Raw genomic sequence first — 1,124 nt, 5'->3', positions numbered from 1 at the left:
CGGCGGGCGCGGGCGCCCCGTACCCGGGCACGGTCGCCGCGTAGGGCGAGACGTTCGGCACCGCGTACGGCGACACGGCCTGCGGTACGGCCTGCGGCGCAGGTCGCCCGGCCAGCCAGACCGCGCGGCTGTCCATCACCAGGAAGTGCGCCGTCGGCAGGAACCAGAGCACGGTCAGCGCGATCTGGCCGGTGGTGTCGGCGGTCGGGTTCTTCAGGCCGCCCGCGACCCCGGCGGAGACGATCACGGTGAGCAGCAGCGCGCAGAACACCACCGCGCCGGCGATGTCGTACGCCCGCCGGCGGCGGACCGCCAGCATCAGCGAGGGGACGACCCCGAGCAGGCCGACGGTGAGCAGCGGGGCCAGCGCGCACAGCACCCGCGCGGTCACCCCGAACCGCCCGGGAACCGGAGCCGGCCCGGCCACCGCCGTCGGCGCCGGCAGTGCGCCCGGCACCGTGCCCGGCGGGTAGCCCGGCACGTAGCCCTGCCCGTGCCCCGGCCCGTACGGCGTTCCGCCGGGCGGCGGTCCGAACTGCCCGGGGTACTGCCCTGACATGCGCGCTCCTGAGCTGGTGAGGACCGGCACCGAGGGCGGTGCGGACGGTTCCGCTCACCGTACCGCCCGGCCCGGCCGGTCCGGAGGGCTTCCGTCCCGACCGCTGCCGCATCGGTATCGGACCGCCGGCCGCACCATCACCGGCGTGCGTCGGTCCTGAGCCGCTGCTGAACCGCGGTCACCTCCGGGACGGGCCTCAGGCCGGCGGCACCAGGGTGCCCGTCGCCAGGGCGTCGGTGGCGGCCTGGGCGAGGCTGTGGCCGAGGGCTGCGGCCTGGGCGAGGGCGGTGTCGAAGGCGGCGAGGCGGGCGAAGACGGCGCCGAGGCGCTGCTGGGCGGGGAGCGGGAGTCGGGGCAGCTCGACCCGGCGGATGTCGAGTCGGGCGGAGGTGGTGGCGTGGCTGGCGGCGCGCCGGGTGCCGGCGGTGGAGCGGAACTGGCCGGCCAGGAACTCGGGGTCGAGGGCCGAGGGGTCGGGCCGCAGGAGGTGGAGCTGACGGCCGAGGGCGGCGCCGACCAGCGGGCCCTCGGCGGGGACGACCCGGGCGGTGCCGCCGCCGAGGGC

2 pseudogenes are annotated in these 1,124 nt (G+C 78.1%); both read right to left on the bottom strand.

What is annotated here, in order from left to right:
• Nucleotides 1–559 (bottom strand): annotated as a pseudogene (locus KS423_RS45975) (hypothetical protein); the annotation flags it as partial.
• Nucleotides 560–755: 196 nt separating this feature from the next.
• Nucleotides 756–1,124: pseudogene (locus tag KS423_RS45970) on the bottom strand (SAM-dependent methyltransferase); the annotation flags it as partial.

Source organism: Streptomyces sp. LS1784 (assembly GCF_020103755.1).
Classification (GTDB): Bacteria; Actinomycetota; Actinomycetes; order Streptomycetales; family Streptomycetaceae; genus Kitasatospora.
The sequence above is the reverse complement of the archived record's forward strand: the minus strand, read 5'-3'. Positions and strand labels throughout refer to the sequence as shown.